The sequence below is a fragment of the Kitasatospora sp. LaBMicrA B282 genome (assembly GCF_050325825.1).
Taxonomy (GTDB): Bacteria; Actinomycetota; Actinomycetes; order Streptomycetales; family Streptomycetaceae; genus Kitasatospora.
This window is the reverse complement of sequence record NZ_JBNQTI010000072.1, coordinates 19052-39933: the sequence shown is the minus strand read 5'-3', so window position 1 is coordinate 39933 and position 20882 is coordinate 19052. Positions and strand designations below refer to the sequence as shown.

The 20882-nt window shown below is 76.5% G+C and carries 2 protein-coding genes; both read left to right on the top strand.

Translation table 11 applies throughout. The features are described 5' to 3' along the window. Positions 1-11403: type I polyketide synthase (locus ACQRUO_RS20875; protein ID WP_428317510.1), on the top strand; the 11403-nt coding region annotated here is incomplete at its 5' end. Positions 11404-11449: 46 nt separating this feature from the next. Continuing rightward, positions 11450-20857, top strand: coding sequence for a type I polyketide synthase (locus tag ACQRUO_RS20870; RefSeq protein ID WP_428317509.1), 9408 nt, complete (start codon positions 11450-11452; stop codon positions 20855-20857). The last annotated feature ends 25 nt before the right edge of the window (positions 20858-20882 follow it).

Here is a 20882-nt window from a genome sequence, read left to right as displayed (position 1 = left end):
GCCAAGCAGCGCCGCAAGGGGCGCGAGCGCGGCACCGGCCGCCGGGCGGCCGCCACGGCCACTGCGCCCGCTACCGCCCCGGTAGCCGCCGAGCCGGCGATCAAGCAGCAGCTGGCCGGCCTGGCCGCCGCCGACCGGGACCGGGCGCTGCTCGAGCTGGTCCGCACCCAGGTCGCCGGTGCGCTCGGCCACGACTCGGTCGAGGAGATCGGCGCCAAGCAGCCGTTCAAGGACCTGGGCATCACCTCGCTGACCGCCGTCGAGCTGCGCAACCGCCTGCACAAGGCCACCGGCCTGCGGCTGCCCGCCACCCTGGTCTTCGACCACCCGACCCCGGCCGCCCTGGCCCGGCAGATCCGCGACGAGCTGTTCGGGCGCACCGAGGCCGCCGTCGCCACGGTGACCGGGCCGGTCGCCGAGGACCCGGTGGTGATCGTCTCGATGAGCTGCCGCTACCCGGGCGGCGTCACCACCCCCGAGGAGCTCTGGCAGCTGGTCGCCGACGGCGTCGACGCGGTCTCCGGCTTCCCGACCGACCGCGGCTGGGACGTCGAAGGCCTCTTCGACCCGGACCCGGACCGGCAGGGCAAGTGCTACGCCCGCGAGGGCGGTTTCCTGCACGACGCCAGCGCCTTCGACCCGGCCTTCTTCGGCATCTCGCCGCGCGAGGCACTGGCCATGGACCCGCAGCAGCGCCTGCTGCTGGAGACCTCCTGGGAGGCGATCGAGCGCGCGGGCATCGACCCGGTCGCGCTGCGCGGCTCCGGCACCGGCGTCTTCGCCGGCGTCACCTACCAGGACTACTCCGGCGTCCTGGCCGGCTCCACCGACAACTTCGAGGGCTACGTCGGCACCGGCAACTCGCCGAGCGTGCTCTCCGGCCGGATCTCCTACACCCTGGGCCTGGAGGGCCCGGCGGTCACGGTCGACACGGCCTGTTCCTCCTCGCTGGTCGCCCTGCACCTGGCCACCCAGGCGCTGCGGGCCGGCGAGTGCGACCTGGCGCTCGCCGGCGGTGTCACCGTGATGGCCACCCCGATGTCGCTGATCGAGTTCAGCCGCCAGCGCGCGCTGGCCGCCGACGGCCGCAGCAAGCCCTTCGCGGCCGCCGCCGACGGCGCCAGCTGGGCCGAGGGCGTCGGCATGCTGCTGCTGGAGCGGCTGAGCGACGCCCGGCGCCTCGGGCACCCGGTGCTCGCCGTGGTGCGCGGCTCCGCGATCAACCAGGACGGCGCCTCCAACGGCCTGACCGCCCCCAACGGCCCCTCGCAGCAGCGGGTGATCCGCGCGGCGCTGGCCAACGCCGGTCTGACGGTCGACCAGGTCGACGCGGTGGAGGCGCACGGCACCGGCACCAGCCTCGGTGACCCGATCGAGGCCCAGGCGATCCTCGCCACCTACGGTCAGCACCGCCCGGCCGACCAGCCGCTGCGGCTCGGCTCGATCAAGTCCAACGTCGGCCACGCGCAGGCGGCCGCCGGCGTCGGCGGCGTGATCAAGATGGTGCAGGCGATGCGGCACGGCGTGCTGCCCAAGTCGCTGCACATCGACGCACCTTCACCGCTGATCGACTGGTCGGCGGGCGCGGTCGAGCTGCTCACCGAGGCGATGCCGTGGCCGCAGACCGGCCGCCCGCGCCGGGCCGGCGTCTCCTCCTTCGGCATGAGCGGCACCAACGTGCACACCATCCTGGAGCAGGCGCCGACCGCGGAGCCGCCGACCGAGCAGGCGGCCGAGCAGCCGGAGGCGGCCGTGGACGGCGAGAGCGCCTGGGTCCTCTCCGCGCGCAGCTCCGAGGGCCTGACCGCCCAGGCGGCGCGCCTGCACCGGCACCTGGCCGCCCGCCCCGAGCTGACCGCCCCCGTCATCGGCCGGGCGTTGGCCACCTCGCGCTCGCTCTTCGAGCACCGCGCCGTCCTGGTCGGCACCGAGTGTGCCGCGCTGCTGGCCGGGCTGGAGACACTGGCCCGCGGCGAGCGGGGCAGCGGGCTGGTCCAGGGCGTGGCGGACGGCCCCGAGCGCGACCGGGTGGTCTTCGTCTTCCCGGGGCAGGGCTCGCAGTGGGTCGGCATGGCGACCGAACTGCTGGACACTTCACTGGAGTTCCGCGAGCGGATGGCGGCCTGCGCCGAGGCGCTGGCGCCGTTCACCGACTGGCAGCTCCTGGACGTGCTGTCGGACGCCGCCGCGCTGGAGCGGGTCGACGTGGTGCAGCCGGCGCTGTGGGCGGTGATGGTCTCGCTGACGGAGGTCTGGCGCGCCCATGGTGTCCAGCCGTCCGCGGTGATCGGGCACAGTCAGGGCGAGATCGCCGCCGCCGTGGTGGCGGGTGCACTCTCGCTCGAGGACGGCGCCCGGGTGGTGGCGCTGCGCAGCCAGGCCATCCGGGCGATCGCCGGCCTGGGTGGCATGGTCTCCACCGCGCTGCCGGCCGAGCGGATCGCCGCCTGGGACGGTCGCCTCTCGGTGGCCGCCGTCAACGGCCCCGGCTCGCTGGTGGTCTCCGGGGACAACGACGCGCTCGACGAACTGCTCGCGCTCTGCGCCGCGGAGGAGGTCCGGGCCCGCCGGATTCCGGTGGACTACGCCTCGCACTCCGCCCACGTCGAACAGCTCGAAGCCGAACTCCTCGACGTGCTGGCCCCGATCACCCCGCGCACCGCGACCGTCCCGTTCTGGTCCACCGTCACCGGCGACCTGCTGGACACCACCGGCCTGGACGCCGCCTACTGGTACCGCAACCTGCGCCACACCGTGCGGCTCGCCGACACCACCGGCGCCCTGCTCGCCGCCGGCCACCGCACCTTCGTCGAGGTCAGCCCGCACCCGGTGCTCACCCTGCCGCTCCAGCAGACCGCCCCCGAGGCCCTGGTGACCGGCACGCTGCGCCGCGACGAGGGCACCCTGCTGCGCTTCCGCACCTCCGCCGCCGAACTCCACGTGGCCGGCGTCCCGGTCGCCTGGCCCTTCCCCGCCGGCGCCCAGCACGTCGAGCTGCCCACCTACGCCTTCCAGCGCCGCCGCTACTGGCCGCAGCTGCCGTTCGCCATCGGCGGCGAGCCGCCGGTGCAGCCCGGTGGGGCGGACGCGGTGGACACCCGGTTCTGGGAGGCCGTCGAGCGTGGCGACCTGGCCGAGCTGTCCCGCACCCTCAACGTCGCGGACGACGCCCCGCTCAGCTCGCTGCTGCCCGCGCTGACCGCCTACCACCGCGACGAGCGCGACCGCTCCACGGTGGACCACTGGCGCTACCGGATCGGCTGGAAGCCGCTGGAGGAGGCCGCCGCCACCCGGCTCGCCGGCCGCTGGCTGATCGTCACCCCGCCCACCGAGGCCGCCCGCACCCTGGGCGAGCGGATCGCCACCGCCCTCACCCGGCACGGCGCCGAGCCGCTCACGGTGGTGACCGCCGCGACCGACCGGGCCGCGCTGGCCGACGAGCTGCCCGCCGACCAGACCTTCACCGGTGTGCTCTCCCTACTCGCCCTGGACGCGGCCGCCGCCGCGCCGCACGCCCCCTTCGACCGCACCACGGCCCTGGTCCAGGCGCTCGCCGACCGCGCCGTGGATGCCCAGCTCTGGCTGCTGACCAGCGGTGCCGTCACCGTCGGCCGCACCGACCGGCTCACCGGCCCGGCGCAGGCCGAGGTCTGGGGCCTGGGCCGGATCGTCGGCCTGGAGTACCCGCAGCGCTGGGGCGGCCTGCTCGACCTCCCTGAGAGCGTGGACGAGCGCGCCCTGGACCGGCTGGCCGGTGCGCTGGCCCGCACCGACAGCGAGGACCAGCTGGCGGTGCGCGCCACCGGTCTCTTCGCTCGCCGCCTGCTGCGGGCCCCGCTCGGCGGCGCCCGTCCCGAGCGGCCCTGGCAGCCGACCGGCTCGGTGCTGATCACCGGCGGCACCGGCGCGCTGGGCGGCCGGCTGGCCCGCTGGCTGGCCCGCAGCGGCGCCCGGCACCTGATCCTGACCAGCCGTCGGGGCGCGGACGCGCCCGGCGCGGCCGAGCTGCGCGCCGACCTGGTCGCGCTCGGCGCCGAGGTGACCATCGCGGCCTGCGACGCCGCCGACCGGGAGGCGCTGGCCGCGGTGCTGGCCGCTGTGCCCGCCGAGCACCCGCTGACCGGCGTGGTGCACGCGGCCGGCGTGCTGGACGACGGCGTGATCGACACCCTGACCGCCGAACGCGCCGCCGGGGTCTTCCGGCCCAAGGTCGAGGCCGCCCGCCACCTGGACGAGCTGACCCGCGACCTGGACCTGTCCGCCTTCGTGCTCTTCTCCTCCTACGCCGGCTCGGTCGGCGGCGCCGGACAGGGCAGCTACGCCGCCGCCAACGCGCACCTGGACGCGCTCGCCTGGCAGCGGCGCGCCGCCGGCCTGGCCGCCACCTCGGTGGCCTGGGGCGTGTGGAGCGGCGGCGGTCTGGTCGACGAGGCGCTCGGCGAGCAGCTGCGCCGCCGCGGCATGCCGCCGATGGCGCCCGACCTGGCCATCGAGGCGCTGCGCCAGGCGCTGGACCACGGCGAGACCGAACTGGTCGTCGCCGACGTGGACTGGGCCCGCTACGCGCCCGGCTTCCTGGCCGCCCGGCCGCGCCCGCTGCTGGGCGACCTGCCCGAGGTGCGCGAGGTGATCGAGTCCGCCGCGGCCGAGGCCACCGCCGAGCCCGGCGACTCGCTGGCCGCGCGGCTGGCCGGGCTGTCGGCCGAGGAGGGCGAGCAGCTGCTGGTGGACCTGGTCCGCGAGCACGCCGCCGAGGTGCTGGGCCACGCCGGGGCCGCGGCGATCGAGCCGGGCCGTGCCTTCAAGGAGCTGGGCTTCGACTCGCTGACCGCGGTCGAGCTGCGCAACGGCCTGAGCCGGGCCGCTGCCCTCACCCTGCCGGTCACCCTGGCCTTCGACCACCCGACCCCGCTCGCCCTGGCCCGCTTCCTGCGCACCGAGTTGACCGGAGTCGAGGCGGCCCCCGCCGCCCTCGAACCGACGGCCGTGACCGCTGCTGCTGACCTGGCGCCCATCGCGATCGTCTCGATGGCCTGCCGCTTCCCCGGCGGGGTCGCCACCCCCGAGGAGCTCTGGCGGCTGCTGGCCGACGGGGTGGACGCGATCGGCGACTTCCCGACCGACCGCGGCTGGGACCTCGCCTCGCTCTACCACCCGGACCCGGAGAACGCCGGCACCAGCTACACCATGGGCGGCGGCTTCCTCTACGACGCGGCCCGGTTCGACGCCGACTTCTTCGGCATCTCGCCGCGCGAGGCAGTCACCGTCGACCCGCAACAGCGCCTGCTGCTGGAGACCTCCTGGGAGGCCTTCGAGCGGGCCGGCATCGACCCGGCCACGCTGCGCGGCAGTCGCACCGGCGTCTTCGCCGGCAGCAACGGCAACGACTACATCGGCCTGCTGGTCTCGGCCCCCGGCGGCCCGGACGCCTACCTGGGCACCGGCAACGCGACCAGCGTGATCTCCGGCCGGATCTCCTACACCTTCGGGCTGGAGGGTCCGGCGGTCACCGTCGACACGGCCTGTTCGTCCTCGCTGGTGGCGCTGCACCTGGCGGTGCAGTCGCTGCGGCAGGGCGAGTGCAGCATGGCGCTGGCCGGCGGGGTGACGGTGATGTCCAGCCCCGGTTCGTTCATCGACTTCAGCCGCCAGAAGGGACTGGCCGCCGACGGGCGCTGCAAGGCGTTCGCCGCGGGCGCCGACGGCACCGGCTGGTCGGAGGGCGCCGGCATGCTGCTGCTGGAGCGGCTCTCCGACGCGGAGCGGCTCGGGCACCCGGTGCTCGCGGTGGTCCGCGGCACGGCCGTCAACCAGGACGGTGCATCCAACGGCCTGACCGCCCCCAACGGTCCCTCGCAGCAGCGGGTGATCCGGGCCGCGCTGGCCAACGCGCAGCTGAGCAGCGCGGACGTCGACGCGGTCGAGGCGCACGGCACCGGCACCAAGCTCGGTGACCCGATCGAGGCGCAGGCGATCCTCGCCACCTACGGCCAGGACCGGCCCGCCGACCAGCCGCTGCTGCTCGGCGCGCTCAAGTCCAACCTGGGCCACACCCAGGCGGCCGCCGGTGTCGGCGGCGTGATCAAGATGGTGCTGGCGATGCGTGCCGGCCTGCTGCCGCGCACCCTGCACGTGGACGAGCCCACCCCGCACGTGGACTGGTCGGCCGGCGCCGTCGAGCTGCTCACCGAGCAGCGCGACTGGCCCGCGACCGGGCACCCGCGCCGGGCCGGCGTCTCCTCCTTCGGCATCAGCGGCACCAACGCCCACGTGATCGTCGAGCAGGCCCCGGCCGCGCCCGCCGCCACTCCGGCCGCGCCCGCCGCCACCCCGGCGCCGGCCGCCGCCGACGACGGCCCGGTTCCGCTGCTGCTCTCCGCGCGCAGCCCGCAGGCGCTGCGCGACCAGGCGGCACGGCTCGCGGAGTTCCTCACCCCCGCGGTCGACCTGCCCACGGTGGCGGCCGCGCTGGCGAACGGGCGGGCGCTCTTCGAGCACCGCGCGGTGGTGCTGGACCCGGCCGCGCTGACCGCGCTCGCCGCGGGCACCGAGGCACCCGGCCTGGTCACCGGCACGGCCACCGGCGGCGGCCGCACCGCCTTCCTCTTCACCGGTCAGGGTGCCCAGCGCGCCGGCATGGGAGGGGAGCTGTACGCCGCCCACCCGGTCTTCGCCAACGCCTTCGACGCGGTCTGCGCCCGGCTCGACCTGGACGTCGACCTGCGCGAGCTGGTCTTCGGGGACGACGAGCGGCTGCACCGCACCGAGTTCGCCCAGCCCGCCCTCTTCGCGCTCCAGGTCGCCCTGTTCCGGCTGCTGGAGTCCTGCGGCGTGAGCCCGGAGATGATGCTCGGCCACTCGGTGGGCGAGATCGCCGCCGCGCACGTGGCCGGGGTGTTCTCGCTGGACGACGCCTGCACCCTGGTCGCCGCCCGCGGTCGCCTGATGCAGCAGCTGCCGGCCGGTGGCGCGATGATCGCGCTGCAGGCATCCGAGGCCGAGGTGCTGCCGCTGCTCACCGCAGGCGTCTCCATCGCCGCCGTCAACGGCCCGACCGCCACCGTGGTCTCCGGCGACGAGGCCGAGGTGCTGGCGATCGATGCGCACTTTGACCGGCTCGGCCGGAAGACTAGGCGTTTGCGGGTCTCGCATGCGTTTCACTCAGGCGCTATGGACGGGATGCTGGCCGAGTTCGGCGAGGTGGTGCGCGGGCTGACGCTCGCCGCGCCGCGCCTGGCCATGGTCTCCACCCTGACCGGTGCGCCCGTCACCGACGAGGTGTGCGAGCCCGCGTACTGGGTGCGCCACGTCCGCGAGGCGGTCCGCTTCCACGACGGCGTCCAGGTGCTGGCCGCCCAGGGGGTGACCCGCCTGGTCGAGGTCGGCCCGGACGGTGTGCTCAGCGCGCTCGCCCAGGACGGCCTGCCCAGCGAGCCGGCGGTCACCGCCACCCCGCTGCGCAAGGACCGCCCCGAGCAGCAGAGCTTCCGCACCGCGCTCGCCGAACTGCACGTGGACGGCGTCCCGGTCGCCTGGCAGCTGCCCGCCGGCACCGGCCACCTCGACCTGCCCACCTACCCCTTCCAGCGCGAGCGCTACTGGCCCAAGGCCGCACTGCCCGGCACCGGTGACGTCGCCTCGGTCGGCCTGACCTCGCCCGACCACCCGCTGCTCGGCGCCGCGGTCGAGCTGGCCGGCACCGACGGCCACCTGTTCACCAGCCGCCTCTCCACCACCTCCCAGCCCTGGCTGGCCGACCACGCGGTCTCCGGCCTGGTGCTCTTCCCCGGGACCGGCTTCCTGGAGCTGGCCGTGCGGGCCGCGGACGCGGTCGGCTGCGGCCGGGTCGAGGAGTTCACCCTGGCGGCGCCGCTGGTGCTGCCGGAGCAGGGCGCGGTCGACCTCCAGCTGTGGATCGGCGCGCCGGACGAGGCGGGCGCCCGCACCCTGGAGCTGTACTCCCGGCCGGCCGGCGCGCCGGAAGCGGAATGGACCCGGCACGCCAGCGGTCTGCTCGGCCAGGCCGCCCGGCCCGCCGACTTCGACCTGACGGCCTGGCCCCCGGCCGGCGCCACCCTGGTCGACACCAGCGACTTCTACGCCGACTACGCGGCCTCCGGCTTCGCCTACGGCCCCGCCTTCCAGGGCCTGCACAAGGTCTGGCGGCAGGGCCCGGACGAGGTCTTCGCCGAGGTCGCGCTGCCCGGCGAGCACGCGGCCGACGCCGCCCGCTACGGGCTGCACCCGGCGCTGCTGGACGCCGCCCTGCAGGCGGTGCTCTTCGTCGCGCTGGAGGACGTGGGCCTGGCCAGGCTGCCGTTCTCCTGGAACGGCGTGTCGCTGCACGCGGCCGGCGCGCCGACGCTGCGGGTGCACCTGTCCCGCACCGGCGCGGACGCGGTCTCCCTCGCGGTCGCCGACGCCACCGGCGCGCCGGTGGCCGGTGTCGACTCGCTGGTGCTGCGCCCGGTCTCGGCCGCCCAGTTGCACACCGAGCGCGACCCGCACCGGGACTCGCTCTTCCGCCTCGACTGGTCCGCGCTGGAGCTGCCCACCGGCCCGACCGCGCTCACCACGGCCCGACTCGGCGACGCCGGGCTGCTGCCCGCCGACCTCGGCACCCGCTACCGTGACCCGGCCGCGCTCGGCGCCGCGCTGGACGCCGGCACCCCGGCCCCGCAGGCGCTGCTGCTCGGCTTCGACCCGCAGCCCGAGCCCGCCGGTGCCACCGAGCTCGCCGCGGCCGTGCGCGCCACCGCCGAGCAGGCGCTGACCCTGCTCCAGTCCCTGCTGGCCGACCCGCGGCTGGACGACACCCGCCTGGTCCTGGTCACCCGGGACGCGGTGGCCGGCCCGGCGGGCGGCACCGGGGCGGGCGACGACCTGCGGCACGCCCCGCTCTGGGGCCTGGCCCGCTCCGCCCAGTCGGAGAACCCGGGCCGGGTGCTGCTGGTCGACCTGGACGACGCGCCCGCCTCGCGGGCTGCCCTGCCCGGCGCCCTCGCGCTGCCCGAGCAGCACCTGACGATCCGTCAGGGAGTCGTCCGGGCGCAGCGGCTGGCCCGTACCGCCGGCTCCGGCGCACTGCCGGTCCCGGCCGCGACCGAGGCCTGGCGGCTGGACATCGACACCCGCGGCACCCTGGAGAACCTGGCCCTGGTCCCGTGCCCCGATGCCGCGCTCCCGCTGAGCGAGGGGCAGGTGCGGGTCGCGGTCCGGGCCGGCGGCCTGAACTTCCGCGACGTGCTCAACGCGCTCGGGATGTACCCCGGGCAGGCGGGCCTGCTCGGTGGTGAGGGCGCCGGCGTGGTCACCGAGGTCGGGCCCGGGGTGACCGGGTTCGCGCCCGGCGACCGGGTGATGGGCCTGCTCTTCGGCTCCTTCGGACCGCTCGCGGTCACCGACCACCGGATGCTGGCCCGGATCCCGGCCGGCTGGAGCTTCGCCCAGGCCGCCGCCACCCCGATCGTCTTCCTCACCGCCTACTACGCGCTCACCGACCTGGCCGCCATGAAGCCCGGCCAGTCGCTGCTGGTGCACTCCGCGGCCGGTGGCGTCGGCATGGCCACCCTGCAACTGGCCCGCCACCTCGGCATCGAGGTCTTCGGCACCGCCAGCGAGGGCAAGTGGGCCACGCTGCGCGGCCTCGGCCTGGACGACGAGCACCTGGCCTCCTCCCGCACCCTGGACTTCGCGGAGGCCTTCCTGAAGGCCACCGACGGCCAGGGGGTCGACGTGGTCCTGGACTCGCTGGCCCGGGAGTTCGTCGACGCCTCGCTGCGCCTGCTGCCGAACGGCGGCCACTTCCTGGAGATGGGCAAGACCGACATCCGGGACGCCGAGCAGGTCGCCGCCGCCCACCCCGGCGTCGCCTACCGCGCCTTCGACCTGATGGAGGCCGGCCCGGACCGGATCCGGGAGATGCTGGACGACCTGGTCGAGCTCTTCGAGCGCGAGGTGCTCCGCCCGCTGCCGCTGGCGGTCTGGGACGTGCGGCAGGCCCCGGAGGCCTTCCGCTTCGTCAGCCAGGCCCGGCACACCGGCAAGGTGGCGCTCACCGTGCCGGCCCCGCTCGACCCGCAGGGCACCGTGCTGATCACCGGCGGCACCGGCGGTCTCGGCGCCCTGCTGGCCCGCCACCTGGTCACCGAGCACGGCCTGACCCGGCTGCTGCTGACCAGCCGGCGCGGCCTCGAGGCACCCGGCGCGGCCGAACTCAGGGCCGAGCTCGACGCCTTGGGCGCCGAGGTGACCGTCGCGGCCTGCGACGTGTCGGACCGCGCGGCGCTGGCCGAGCTGCTGGCCGCGGTGCCGTCCGAACACCCGCTGACCGCCGTGGTGCACGCCGCCGGCGTGCTCGCCGACGGCACGATCGGCTCGCTCACCCCGGCGCAGTTGGAGCGGGTGCTGCGGCCCAAGGTGGACGCCGCGCTGCACCTGGACGAGCTGACCAGGGAGCTGGACCTGGCCGCCTTCGTGCTCTTCTCCTCCGTCTCCGGCACCTTCGGCGGCGCGGGGCAGGCCAACTACGCGGCCGGCAACGCCTTCCTGGACGCGCTGGCCCGCCGGCGCCGAGCCCTCGGCCTGCCCGCCACCTCGCTGGTCTGGGGCCCCTGGGCCCAGGGCAGCGGGATGACCACCGAGCTGGCCGAGGCGGACGTCACCCGGATGTCGCGCGGCGGCATGGTCGCCTTCACCGCGGCCGAGGGCCTGGCCCTCTACGACGCCGCGCTCGCGCTGCCCGACGCCAACCCGGTGCCGCTGCGACTGGACCTGGCCGCGCTGCGCGGCGGGGAGGCCGTCGCCACCCTGCTGCGCTCGCTGGTGCGGCCCGCCACCCGGCGGGCCGCCCAGGCCGGCGCGGTGGCGGCCGACGCCGCCGCCACGCTGCGCCAGCGGCTGGCCGGGCAGGGTCCGGCCGAGCGGCTCGACCTGCTGCTCGACCTGGTCTGCGGCCAGGTGGCGATCGTGCTCGGCCACGCCTCCGCGCAGGCCGTCGAGCCGACCCGGGCCTTCAAGGAGCTCGGCTTCGACTCGCTCACCGCGGTCGAGCTGCGCAACCGGCTGAACGCCGCCACCGGCATCCGGCTGCCCGCCACCCTGGTGTTCGACTACCCGACCCCGCAGGCGCTGGCCGGCTACCTGGGCGAGGAGATCGAGCCCGCCGACGTCCCGGCCACCGCGCCGGTGCTCGGCGAACTCGACCGGATCGAGCGGGCGCTGGCCGGGCTCGACCCGGACCCGGAGACCCGCGGACAGGTCGCCCAGCGCCTGGCACGCCTGCTCGCCGACTGGACCGCCGCCGACGGCGGCACCGGGGCGAGCGCCGAGGACGAGGAACTCGCCGCGGCGACCGCCGACGAGCTCTTCAGTCTGCTGGACGACGAACTCGGCATGTCCTGATCGATTGCGCATCAATTCCCTGGCTGCTCAGAGGGGCTGACGGTAAGTGGTGGACGAAGCGAAGTACCTGGACTACCTCAAGAAGGCGACGGCGGACCTGCGTTCGACCCGCCGCCGGCTGCGCGAGGTGGAGGCCAAGGACCACGAGCCGATCGCGATCACCGCGATGAGCTGCCGCTACCCGGGCGGCGTGCGCACACCGGAGGACCTCTGGCGGCTGGTGGCCGAGGGCGGTGACGCGGTCGGCGAGTTCCCCGCCGACCGCGGCTGGCCCGAGGAACTGGCCGACCCCGAGGCGACCTTCGTCCGCCGCGGCGGCTTCCTGGACGAGGTCGGCCGGTTCGACCCCGGCTTCTTCGGGATGTCGCCGCGCGAGGCGCTGGCCACCGACCCGCAGCAGCGCCTGCTGCTGGAGACCGCCTGGGAGGCCTGCGAGCGGGCCGGGATCGACCCGGCGGCGCTCAAGGGCAGCCCGACCGGCGTCTTCGTGGGCGCCGCCTCCTCCAGCTACGGCGCCGGGGTCACCCGGTTCCCGGAGGGACTGGGCGGCCTGATGCTGACCGGCAACGCGGTCTCGGTGGCCAGCGGCCGGATCTCCTACACCCTGGGCCTGGAGGGGCCGGCGGTCACCATCGACACCGCCTGCTCCTCCTCGCTGGTGGCGCTGCACCTGGCGGTGCAGTCGCTGCGCAACCGCGAGTGCACGCTGGCGCTGGCCGGCGGCGTCGCGGTGATGTACACCCCCGGCATGTTCCTGGAGTTCGGCCGCCAGCGCGGGCTGGCCGCTGACGGTCGCTGCAAGGCGTTCGCGGCCGGCGCCGACGGCACCGGCTGGGGCGAAGGGGTGGGCCTGCTGCTGCTGGAGCGGCTCTCCGACGCCCAGGCCAACGGGCGCCCGGTGCTCGCGGTGGTCCGCGGCACGGCCGTCAACCAGGACGGTGCCTCCAACGGGCTGACCGCGCCGAACGGGCCCTCGCAGCAGCGGGTGATCCGGGCCGCGCTGGCCAACGCCGAGCTGACCGCCGAGCAGGTCGACGCGGTGGAGGCGCACGGCACCGGCACCACGCTGGGCGACCCGATCGAGGCGCAGGCCCTGATCAACACCTACGGACGCCGGCACACCGCCGAACGCCCGCTCTGGCTCGGCTCGTTGAAGTCCAACATCGGGCACACCCAGTCGGCGGCCGGCGTCGGCGGCGTGATCAAGATGGTGCAGGCGCTACGCCACGGGGTGCTGCCCAAGACCCTGCACGTGGACCGGCCCTCGCCGCACATCGACTGGTCGGACGGCACCGTCGAGCTGCTCACCGAGACCCGCGACTGGCCGCAGACCGGTGAGCCGCGCCGGGCCGCCGTCTCCTCCTTCGGGATCAGCGGCACCAACGCGCACGCCATCATCGAGCAGGCCCCCGAGCCGGCTGCAGGTGACGAGCCGGTGGCGGCCCGCCCCGCCGGCCTGCTGCCCTGGCCGCTCTCCGCCCGCACCGCCGAGGCGCTGCACGCCCAGGCCGAGCAGCTGCGCGCCCACCTCGCCGAGCACCCCGACCTCGACCCCGCCGACGTCGGCCGCACCCTGGCCACCGGCCGCGCCGTCTTCGAGCACCGCGCGGTGGTGCTGGGCGAGCGGCGCGAGGACTTCGCCAAGGGGCTCGACGCGCTCGCCTCCGGCACCCAGCCGGCCGGCGTGCTGCGCGGCGTGGTCGGCGGCGCGCGGGGGCGGGTGGCCTTCGTCTTCCCGGGGCAGGGGGCGCAGTGGGTCGGGATGGCCGGTGAGCTGCTGGCGGCTTCGCCGGAGTTCGCGGCGCGGATGGCGGAGTGTGCGGGGGCGTTGGCGCCGTTCGTGGACTGGTCGCTGCTGGAGGTGCTGGGCGATGGTGCCGCGTTGGAGCGGGTGGATGTGGTGCAGCCCGCTCTCTGGGCGGTGATGGTCTCGCTGGCCGAGGTGTGGCGGGCGCACGGTGTGCAGCCGGCTGCGGTGATCGGGCACAGCCAGGGCGAGATCGCGGCCGCCGTGGTGGCCGGTGCGCTGTCGCTCGAGGACGGCGCCCGGGTGGTGGCGCTGCGCAGCAAGGCGATTCGGGCGATCGCCGGGCGTGGTGGCATGGTCTCGGTGGCGATGGGTCAGGCCTGGGTGCGCGAGCGGATCGCGTCGTGGGCGGGTCTGTCCATCGCCGCCGTCAACGGTCCGGCGGTCACCGTGGTCTCGGGTGACACCGCAGCGCTGGACGAGCTGCTGGCCGCGTGTGCGGCCGAGGGTGTGCGGGCTCGCCGGATCCCGGTGGACTACGCCTCGCACTCCGCCCACGTCGAGCAGCTGGAGGCCGAACTCCTGGACGTGCTGGCGCCGATCACCCCGCGCAGCTCGACCGTGCCGTTCTACTCCACGGTGACCGGGGAGCCGATCGACACCGCGCAGCTGGACGCCGCCTACTGGTACCGCAACCTGCGCCACACCGTGCAGCTCGCCGACACCGTCGCCGCGCTGATCGCCGCCGGCCACACCCGCCTGGTCGAGGTCAGCCCGCACCCCGTGCTCGTCCCGGCACTCCAGGAGAGCCTGGACGCCGCCGACCTGGCCGAGGAGCAGAGCAGCTGCGCGGTCGGCACGCTGCGCCGCGGCGAGGGCGGCACCGAACGGCTGCTCACCGCGCTGGCCGAACTCCACGTCGGCGGCACCGCGGTGGACTGGAGCGTCCGGTACGCCGGCGCCGCCCGGGTCGACCTGCCGACCTACCCCTTCCAGCGGCAGCGCTACTGGCTGCAGGACGTCCCGCCGGACCAGGCGGCGGACGCCGATCCCGCCACCGGCCCGGCGGCCGACACCGCCTTCTGGGCAGCCGTCGAGCAGGCCGATCCGGCCGCGCTCGCCGCGACCCTGGAACTGCCCGACCAGACGGCGCTGGACGCGCTGCTGCCCGCGCTCGCCGCCTACCGGACCCGCAGCCGGACCTGGTCCGCGATCGAGAGCTGGCGCTACCGGGTGACCTGGCAGCCGCTGGAACTGCCCGCCGCCCCGGCCGAGTTCGCCGCATCCTGGCTGGTGGTGCTGCCCGAGCAGCTGCCGGACGGCCTGGACGTGCTCCTTGCCGAGCTGGCGCGGCACGGCGCCGAGCTGGTCACCGGCGAGGCGGCGGCCCGCGCGGCCGTCACCGAGCAGCACGCCGGCGTGCTCTCGCTGCTCGCCCTCGACGAGCGCCCGCACCTCGAACACCCGCAGCTCTCGACCGGCTTCGCCGCCACCCTGGCGCTGGCGGGCGCCGGGCTGCCCGCGCCGCTCTGGTGCCTGACCCGCGGCGCCGTCGCGGTGGGCCGGGCCGCGGCGCCGACCGTTCCCGAGCAGGCCCGCAGCTGGGGTCTGGGCCGGGTGGCCGCGCTCGAACAGCCGCGCTCCTGGGGCGGGTTGGTCGATCTCCCCGAACTCCTCGACGACCGCGCGGTGACCCGGTTGCTGGCCGCGCTGGCCACGGGGACCGAGGACCAGGTCGCGGTGCGCGGCTCCGGCGTCTTCGGCCGCCGCCTGGTGCGGGCCGCGAGCGCCGGCGCGCCGGGGGAGTGGCAGCCGCGCGGCACCGTGCTGATCACCGGTGGCACCGGCGGCATCGGCTCTGCCATGGCCCGCCGGCTGGCGGCCGGCGGTGCCGAGCGCCTGGTGCTGACCAGCCGCCGTGGCGCGGAGGCGCCCGGCGCCGCCGACCTGGCCGCCGAGCTGCGGGCCGCGGGCGCCGAGGTGGTCGTCGAGGCCTGCGACCTGGCCGACCGGGCATCCGTGGCGGCGCTGCTCGACCGCCACCCGGTCACCGCCGTGGTGCACGCGGCCGGGGTGAGCCTGAACGCGACGCTGCCCGAGACCGACCCGGCCGCCGCGGCCGCGGTGATCGCCGGCAAGGCCGCCGGCGCGCTCCACCTGGACGAACTGCTCGGGGACCGTGAGCTGGACGCCTTCGTGGTCTTCTCCTCGATCTCCGGCATCTGGGGCGGCGGCGGGCAGGGCGCCTACGCGGCCGCCAACGCCGCCCTGGACGCGCTGGTGCAGGCCCGCCGGGCCCGCGGCCTGGCCGGCACCGCCGTGGCCTGGGGCCCGTGGGCCGAGGTCGGCATGGCCACCCGGGACGGCGCCGACGCCCAGCTGGCCCGCCGCGGCCTGCCCGCGATGGCCCCCGAGGCGGCGCTGACCGCCCTGCTGCGCGCGGTCGCCGCCGGCGAGGAGGCGCTGACCGTGGTCGACGTCGACTGGACCCGGTTCGCCCCCACCTTCACCGCCACCCGCCCCAGCCCGCTGCTCGCCGACCTCCCCGAGGCCCGACGCGCCCTGGCCCAGGGCTCCGAAGGCGCCGAGCAGAACACTGCCGGCGGCTCCCGGCTGCAGCAGCAGCTGGCCCCGCTCACCCCGGCCGAACGCGACCGCCACCTGCTGGAGCTGGTCCGCACCCACGCCGCCGCCGTGCTCGGCCACGACGGCCCCACCGCGGTCGAACCGGGCCGAGCCTTCCGCGAGTTGGGCTTCGACTCGCTCACCGCCGTCGAGCTGCGCAACCGGCTGACCGCCGAGACCGGGCTGCGGCTGCCCGCCACCCTGGTCTTCGACCACCCGACCCCCGCCGTGGTCGCCCGCTTCCTCGGCGGCGAACTCCTCGGCAGCGCTGCGCCCGGCGCAACGGACACCGCCGCGGCCGCCACCGGCGACCCGGCCGCGCCCATCGCCATCGTCTCGATGAGCTGCCGCTTCCCCGGCGGGGTGCGCACCCCCGAGGAGCTGTGGCAGCTGGTGGCGGCCGGCGGCGACGCGATCGGCGCCTTCCCGACCGACCGCGGCTGGCAGGTCGAGGAGCTGTACGACCCGGACCCCGAGCGCCCCGGCACCTTCTACGCCCGCGAGGGCGGGTTCCTGTACGACGCGAGCCACTTCGACCCGGGCTTCTTCGGCATCTCGCCGCGCGAGGCACTGGCCACCGACCCGCAGCAGCGGCTGCTGCTGGAGACCGCCTGGGAGGCCTTCGAGCGGGCCGGCATCGCGGCCGCCACGGTCAAGGGCGAGCAGATCGGCGTCTTCATCGGCGCCGGCGCCTCCGGCTACGGCAGCGGTCTGACCGCGCTGCCCGAGGGGGTGGAGGGCCATCTGCTGACCGGCAACGCCAGCAGCGTCGCCTCCGGCCGGCTGGCCTACACCTTCGGGCTGGAGGGTCCGGCGGTCACCGTCGACACCGCGTGCTCCTCCTCGCTGGTGGCGCTGCACCTGGCGGTGCAGTCGCTGCGGCAGGGCGAGTGCAGCATGGCGCTGGCCGGTGGCGTGGCGGTGCTGTCGACGCCGATGGCCTTCGTCGAGTTCAGCCGCCAGGGCGGTCTCGCCTCGGACGGGCGCTGCAAGGCCTTCGCCGCCGGCGCCGACGGCACCGGCTGGTCGGAGGGCGCCGACGTGCTGCTCCTCGAGCGGCTCGCCGACGCGGAGCGGCTCGGGCACCCGGTGCTCGCGGTGGTCCGCGGCACGGCCGTCAACCAGGACGGTGCCTCCAACGGCCTGACCGCCCCCAACGGCCCGTCCCAGCAGCGGGTGATCCGCGCCGCGCTGGCCAACGCCCGGCTCACCACGGCGGACGTGGACACGGTGGAGGCGCACGGCACCGGCACCAGGCTGGGCGACCCGATCGAGGCCCAGGCGATCCTCGCCACCTACGGCCAGGACCGCCCCGCCGACCAGCCGCTGCGCCTGGGCACCCTGAAGTCCAACATCGGCCACACCCAGGCGGCTTCGGGCCTCGCCGGCGTGATCAAGATGGTGCTGGCGATGCGCGCGGGCCTGCTGCCGAAGACCCTGCACGCCGAGCAGCCGACCCCGCACGTGGACTGGTCGGCCGGCGCGGTCGAGCTGCTCACCGAGGCGCTGCCCTGGCCGGAGACCGGCCGACCGCGCCGGGCGGGCGTCTCCTCCTTCGGCATCAGCGGCACCAACGCCCACGCGATCATCGAGCAGGCCCCGCCCGCCCCGGCCCCGGCAGCTCGTGCGACCACCCCGGACGCCCCGAACGCCCTGGTCTCCTGGCCGCTCTCCGCCCGCAGCGCCACGGCCCTGCGCGCCCAGGCCACCCGCCTGCAGGCTCGGCTGACCGCTGACGGCTCGCTCGACCCGGTCGACCTCGGACACTCGCTGACCAGCGGCCGGGCGGTCTTCGAACACCGTGCCGTCTTGCTCGGCCCGGCCGGCCTGGCCGCGCTGGCCGAGGGCACCGAGGACCCCGAGCTGATCCACGGCGTCGCCGCGCCCGAGGGCCGCACCGCCTTCCTCTTCGCCGGTCAGGGTGCCCAGCGCGCCGGCATGGGAGGGGAGTTGTACGCCGCCCACCCGGTCTTCGCCAACGCCTTCGACGCGGTCTGCGCCCGGCTCGACCTGGACGTCGACCTGCGCGAGCTGGTCTTCGGCGACGACGAGCGGTTGCACCGCACCGAGTTCGCCCAGCCCGCGCTCTTCGCCCTCGAAGTCGCGCTGTTCCGGCTGCTGGAGTCCTGGGGCGTCACCCCGGACTACCTGCTCGGCCACTCGGTGGGCGAGATCGCCGCCGCGCACGTGGCGGGCGTGTTCTCGCTGGACGACGCCTGCACCCTGGTGGCCGCCCGCGGTCGCCTGATGCAGGCGTTGCCGGCCGGGGGCGCGATGGTGGCGCTCCAGGCTGCCGAGGCGGAGGTGCTGCCGCTGCTGACCGACGGCGTCTCGATCGCCGCCGTCAACGGCCCGCAGGCCACGGTGGTCTCCGGCGACGAGGCTGAGGTGCTGGCGATCGGTGCGCACTTCGACCGGCTCGGCCGGAAGACTAGGCGTTTGCGGGTCTCGCATGCGTTTCACTCAGGCGCTATGGACGCGATGCTGGCCGAGTTCGGCGCGGTGGTGCGGGAGCTGCGGCTCACCGCGCCGCGGATCGCGCTGGTCTCCGACCTGACCGGCAAGCCGGTGACGGACGAGGTGTGCGACCCCGACTACTGGGTGCGCCACGTCCGCGAGGCCGTCCGCTTCCACGACGGGGTCCAGACCCTGGCCGCCGAGGGCGTCACGCGCTACCTCGAACTCGGCCCCGACGGGGTGCTCACCGCCCTCGCCCAGGAGGCCCTGCCCGCCCCGGCCGCCGTGCTGGCCGCGCCCCTGCGCAAGGACCGCCCCGAGCAGCGGACCTTCCTCACCGCGCTGGCCGAGCTGCACGTCGACGGCGCCACCGTCGCCTGGCAGTACCCGGCCGGCGCCCGCCGGGTCGAGCTGCCCACCTACCCCTTCCAGCGCGAGCGCTACTGGCTCGACGCCGCCCCGGCCGCGGCCGGCGAGCCGGCAACGGAGAGCGCGGACGCCGAGTTCTGGGCGCTGGTCGAGCGCGCCGACACCGGCGAACTCGCCGAGCTGCTCGGGCTCGCCCCGACCGCCGCCCCCGACCCGCAGCCCCTGGCCGACCTGCTCCCGGCGCTGGCCGCCTACCGGCAGCGCCGCCGCGCGGCCGACGACCTGGCGACCTGCCGCTACCGGGTCGACTGGGCCCCGCTGGCCGAGCCCGCCGCCACCGCGCCGACCGGCACCTGGCTGCTCGCCCACCTGGCCGGCCAGGAGGGCGATGCCGAGCTCGGCACCGTCGCCGCCACGCTGACCAAGCACGGCGCCACCGTCCAGCTGCTGCCGCTCGACCCGGGCGCGGACCGGGCCGCACTGGCCGCCGAGCTGTCCGGCCTGGCCGCCGACGGCGTGCTCTCGCTGGCCGGCTGGGCCACCGGGACGGCACCCGAAGCCGCCACCGCCACCGTGACCCTGACCGTCACCCTGCTCCAGGCGCTGGCCGACGCGGGCCTGCGGGCACCCCTCTGGGTGGCCACCCGCGGCGCGCTGACCACCGGCGCGGGCGACCCGCCGGCCGCGGCCGGCCAGGCGGCGCTCTGGGGGCTGGGCCGGGTCGCCGCCCGGGAACTGCCCGCCGGCTGGGGCGGTCTGATCGACCTTCCCCCGGCCTCCGCCGGGCGCCCGCACCCCGGCCTCGACGAGCGCGCCGCCGCCCGGCTGGCCGCCGTGCTGGCCGGCGGATCCGAGGACCAGGTCGCGATCCGCGAGGCCGGCCTGTTCGGCCGCCGGCTGGTCCGCGCCGGCGGCGGCCCCGCCGTCACCTGGCGGCCGAGCGGCACCGTGCTGGTCACCGGCGGCACCGGCGCCCTGGGCGCCGAGGTGGCCCGCTGGCTGGCCGGCGCCGGCGCCGAGCGCCTGGTGCTGACCAGCCGCCGCGGCCCGGCCGCCCCCGGCGCCGCCGACCTGGCCGCCGAACTGACTGCGCTGGGCGTGGAAACCACCCTCGAGGCCGTCGATGTGACGGATCGTCAGGTACTTGCCGAGTTGCTCGACCGCCACCCGGTCGACGCGGTGGTGCACACCGCGGGCGTGCTCGACGACGGCGTCCTCGACGGCCTGACCCCCGAGCGGGTGGCCGCCGTGCTGCGGCCCAAGCTGGCGGGTGCCTGGCACCTGCACGAGCTGACCCGGGACCGCGAGCTGTCCGCCTTCGTGCTCTTCTCCTCGCTGGCCGGCGTGGTCGGCGGCGCGGGCCAGGGCGCCTACGCCGCCGCCAACGCCTACCTCGACGCGCTGGCCGAACACCGGCGCTCGCTCGGCCTGCCCGCCACCGCCGTCGCCTGGGGCCCGTGGGCCGGGCACGGCATGGCCACCGAGCACGCCGTCGCCGAGCGCCTGACCCGCGGCGGGCTGCGCCCGATGGCGCCGGAGCTGGCGACCGCCGCACTGGCGGCCGTGCTGGCCCGCCCCGACGCCGCCCCGGTGGTCGCCGACCTGGACTGGCCGGCGTTCGCGCCCGCCCAGCTGGCCGGCCGCCCCACCCACCTGTTGGACGCGCTGCCCGAAGCCCGCGAGGCGCTGGCCGCGCTCGCCGCCACCGCGCCGGCCGCGGAGCAGCAGGCCGCCGGCGCGCTGCACGCGCAGCTCGCCCCGCTCGGCGAGCCCGAGCGGCTGCGGCTGCTCACCGACCTGGTGCGGGCCAAGGCGGCCGCCGCGCTCGGCCACCGCAGCGCCGAAGCCGTCGACTCCCGGCGCGCCTTCCGCGAGCTGGGCTTCGACTCGCTGACCGCGGTCGACCTGCGCAACCGGCTGGAGGCCGCCACCGACCTGCGGCTGCCCGCCACCCTGGTCTTCGACCACCCGACCCCCGCGGCCCTCGCCCGCCGGCTGCACGCCGAACTCGCCACCGACACCGCCCCGGCCGGCGCCACGCTGCTCGGCGAGCTGGACCGGCTGGAGGAGGCGCTGGCCGCCCTCGCGGACGACGACGCCGACCGGCCGCAGATCGCCACCCGCCTGCAGACCCTGCTGCTCAAGGCGGGCGGCGGGCAGCCCGCGGCCGCCGGCAACGCGGTGGCCGACCGCATCCAGTCGGCCGGCGCCGACGACCTGTTCGCCTTCATCGACAAGGAGCTCGGGATCTCCTGAGCCGCGCAGCAGCCCCACCGGCGCT